This is a genomic window from Mesorhizobium sp. M7A.F.Ca.US.005.03.2.1 (genome assembly GCF_003997795.1).
Classification (GTDB): Bacteria; Pseudomonadota; Alphaproteobacteria; order Rhizobiales; family Rhizobiaceae; genus Mesorhizobium; species Mesorhizobium ciceri.
Genome location: NZ_RZRP01000619.1, coordinates 1 through 3,836, shown reverse-complemented (window position 1 = coordinate 3,836; position 3,836 = coordinate 1). Strand labels below are relative to the sequence as shown.

General features: G+C 63.6%; 2 protein-coding genes. Both read right to left on the bottom strand.

Annotated elements, in window-relative coordinates:
- A partial coding sequence (locus tag EN991_RS26900; RefSeq protein ID WP_164769389.1) for an ATP-binding cassette domain-containing protein occupies nucleotides 1–458 on the bottom strand: 458 nt, incomplete at its 3' end.
- A gap of 344 nt (nucleotides 459–802) precedes the next feature.
- Entirely contained in the window at nucleotides 803–3,835 is a 3,033-nt protein-coding gene (uvrB, locus tag EN991_RS26895; RefSeq protein ID WP_281058614.1) for an excinuclease ABC subunit UvrB, read from the bottom strand.
- Nucleotide 3,836 lies beyond the last annotated feature (1 nt).

Sequence of the window (3,836 nt, the reverse complement as noted above, 5' to 3'; positions counted from 1 at the left end):
TGGTTGGTCGGCTCGTCGAGCAACAGCACGTCCGGATCGGTGACCCAGACGCGTGCGATTAGCGCAAGCCTCTGCCAGCCGCCACTCAGCGCCTGCATTGGCCGCTCGCGCATCGGCTCGGGCACGTCGAGTGAATCCAGAACCACGTCGACACGCCACATCTCGCTTTCGGCCTGCTCGGACCGCAAGGCATCCGCCACCACCTGCCGGAACGTACGGGTGAGAAGGACCGGGGCAACCGACTGTTCGACATGACCGACGCGCAGGCCGCGCGTGCGGGTGATGTCACCGGAGGTCGGCTCCATCCCGCCGGTCAGGCATTTCAGCAAAGTCGACTTGCCGCGGCCATTGGCGGCGACAATGCCGAGCCGGTCGCCGGTGCCGATGGTGAGGTCGAGATTGGCAAACAGCGGCGCACTCATGGTGACGCCGAGGGATTTGAGGCTGATCAGGGCCATTTGATTTCTCTGGTCTTGCCGGAGGAAAAGTCCGGTTCAATGCACTTTGACGGTGCGCAGGCTGGCCATCAGGCTCGGCGTTGCAACACCACGAAGGGCAGACCAAAAAATCGAAGCGGGAAAAACCCGGACCGTCCCTGGTCAGCCCTGCAAGCAAGCTCGCAGGGCAGAAATCGGGCCACGCTGACGATGGTGACGATGAAACGTAAACACGTGAGCCCTCCTTTCAAGACGTTCGAGTGTGGGGAGCGATTACACCAAAGGCGGGGCTGGTGGCAAGTGGGTCGGCGGAATGCGGCGGCGGCGGAGCGCTTCCCTTCCCCTTCTGGGAGAAGGGGAAGGCGCTACTTTCCCGGCCTACCCGTCTTACCCGGCCGGCGCTTTTCCCGACGGGCGTCGGCGGGGTCTTCGTAGGAGCCAATGCCTGTTCGCTGGCGAACAACTGGCTTGGCGGATTCGTCCCCCACGAGGGGGGAGATTGGCTGCGGCTTGGCCGGCACTTTTCCTTCGATCGGTTTTTCCGTCCGCCGCACCGTCATCTCGTCCAGCGAGTTCTTCTTGAACAGCGGCTTTGTGGCGTCCCCGGGAATGCCGAAATCGGAACCATGTGCCTCGGATGCCGACTGTTTCTTGAACAGCGAGCGCGACACCGCGCCGGCCGGCGTCGGCATGTCGGTACCTGGACCCATGTCGTCGATCGAGGGTTTCGAAAACAGCGGCTTTTTCACCGGCACAGTGCCATCGGCGCCCATCTCGTCGAGATCAGGCTTGCGGAAGAGGTTGGGCCGGGCAGCCTTGGCTGCCTCTTCGGCGGCACGCGCTGCGTCGAGCTTGCGAAAACGCTCCTGTTCCTCTGCTGTACGATGTTTGGCCACGCCCTTGTTGTGCTTGCCCTTTTCGCGGCCGGAGGCCGGGCTTTCCATGTCGGCGTATTTGGCCAGCGGGTCTTCGGAGATGGACAGTTCCATCTCACGCAGGCGCTTGATCTCGTCGCGGATGCGGGCCGCCTTCTCGAAGTCGAGATTGGCCGCGGCATCGCGCATCTGCTTTTCCATCGCGTCGAGATGGGCCTTGAGGTTGTTGCCCATCATGGCGCCGGCACCGTCGGTGAACTGCGAGATATCGGCGCGGACGTGGTCCTTCTCGTAGACCGAATCGAGAATGTCGGAGATGCGCGACTTGACCGATTCCGGTGTGATGCCGTTGGCCGCGTTCCACTCCATCTGCTTTTCGCGGCGACGGTTGGTTTCGGCCATCGCCCGTTCCATCGAGCCGGTCACCTGGTCGGCATAGAGGATGACCTTGCCGTCGACGTTTCTGGCGGCGCGCCCGATGGTCTGGATCAGCGAGGTTTCCGATCGCAGGAAACCTTCCTTGTCGGCGTCGAGAATGGCGACGAAGCCGCATTCGGGAATGTCGAGGCCTTCGCGCAGAAGATTGATCCCGACCAGCACGTCGAAGGCGCCGAGGCGCAGATCGCGCAGGATCTCGATGCGCTCCAGCGTATCGATGTCGGAGTGCATGTAGCGGACGCGGATGCCCTGCTCATGCAGATACTCGGTCAAATCCTCGGCCATGCGCTTGGTCAGCACGGTGACCAAGGTGCGGTAGCCGGCCTTGGTGGTATCGCGAATCTCGCCGACGACATCGTCGACCTGGCTCTTGGCCGGGCGGACCTCGACCGGCGGATCGATCAGGCCGGTCGGACGGATGACCTGCTCGGCGAAGACGCCGCCGGCCTGTTCCATCTCCCAGGCGCCAGGGGTCGCCGAGACCGCGACCGAAAGCGGACGCATGGCATCCCACTCCTCGAAGCGCAGCGGCCGGTTGTCCATGCAGGACGGCAGACGGAAGCCGTATTCGGCCAGCGTCGCCTTGCGGCGAAAGTCGCCGCGATACATGCCGCCGATCTGCGGCACGGTGACATGGCTTTCGTCGATGAAGACCAGTGCGTTGTCAGGGATGTACTCAAACAGCGTCGGCGGCGGATCGCCCGGCTGGCGGCCGGTGAGATAGCGCGAATAGTTCTCGATGCCGGCGCACGAGCCGGTGGCTTCCAGCATTTCGAGGTCGAAGCGGCAGCGCTGTTCCAGCCGCTGTGCCTCAAGCAGGCGGCCGGCCCGCTCCAGTTCGACCAGCCGGTGCTTGAGCTCTTCCTTGATCGACTTGATCGCCTGGTTCAGCGTCGGGCGCGGCGTCACATAGTGCGAATTGGCGTAGATCTTGACGCTTTTCAGCTCGCCGGTCTTCTGGCCGGTCAGCGGGTCGAATTCGGTGATCTGCTCGATCTCGTCGCCGAACATCGAGATGCGCCAGGCGCGGTCTTCCAGGTGGGCCGGGAAGATTTCGATGGTGTCGCCGCGCACGCGGAACGAGCCGCGGACAAAGTTGATGTCCTGCCGCTTGTACTGCTGGGCGACGAGATCGGCGAGCAGCGCGCGCTGGTCGAGCCGGTCGCCGATCTGCATCTGGAAGGTCATCGCCGTATAGGTTTCGACCGAGCCGATACCGTAGATGCAGGACACCGAGGCGACGATGATGACGTCGTCGCGCTCAAGCAGCGAACGCGTCGCCGAGTGGCGCATGCGGTCGATCTGCTCGTTGATCGAGGATTCCTTCTCGATGAAAGTGTCGGTGCGCGGGACGTAGGCTTCCGGCTGGTAATAATCGTAGTAAGAGACGAAATACTCAACGGCGTTTTCCGGGAAGAATTTCTTGAACTCGGAATAGAGCTGCGCGGCAAGCGTCTTGTTCGGCGCCAAGATCAAGGCAGGGCGCTGCGTCTCCTCGATCACCTTGGCCATGGTGAAGGTTTTTCCTGAGCCGGTGACGCCGAGCAGCACCTGGGTGCGGTCGTGGTTATCGACGCCTTCGACCAGATCCTTGATCGCGGTCGGCTGGTCGCCGGCCGGCTCGAACTCCGACACCATCTTGATGGCGATGCCGCCTTCGGATTTTTCGGGGCGGGCAGGGCGGTGCGGCGTCCACAGCACGCCGTCCTTGTGCAGCGGATTGCCGGATTCGATCAGCGCCGACAGTGCCGCCACCGTCGCGGTGACGCTGCCCGAGGCCATGGTCTCGGCGTCCTCCAGCGAGATGTCGAGGCCGGCGACCGGATTGAGGCCGGCTGCCGTGCGCTCCCTGGCTGACGCCGCGCCACCCATCGAGGTGCCGCGCGAACTGCGCCCCGGCGAGCTTGAGCGCTCGGGTATCTTCTTCGACGGCTTCGGCGATTTGCCGCCGTCACCCTTGGCGACAAGACGTCCTTCGTTTTCGGCTTCCTGCTCGATCTGCTCGGCCCAATCCGCGATCGAACCGGTCAGCGGCGTGCCAGAGAGCTCCGGCTGCGGCATCTCGGCGAAGCCGCCTTTGTGCAGC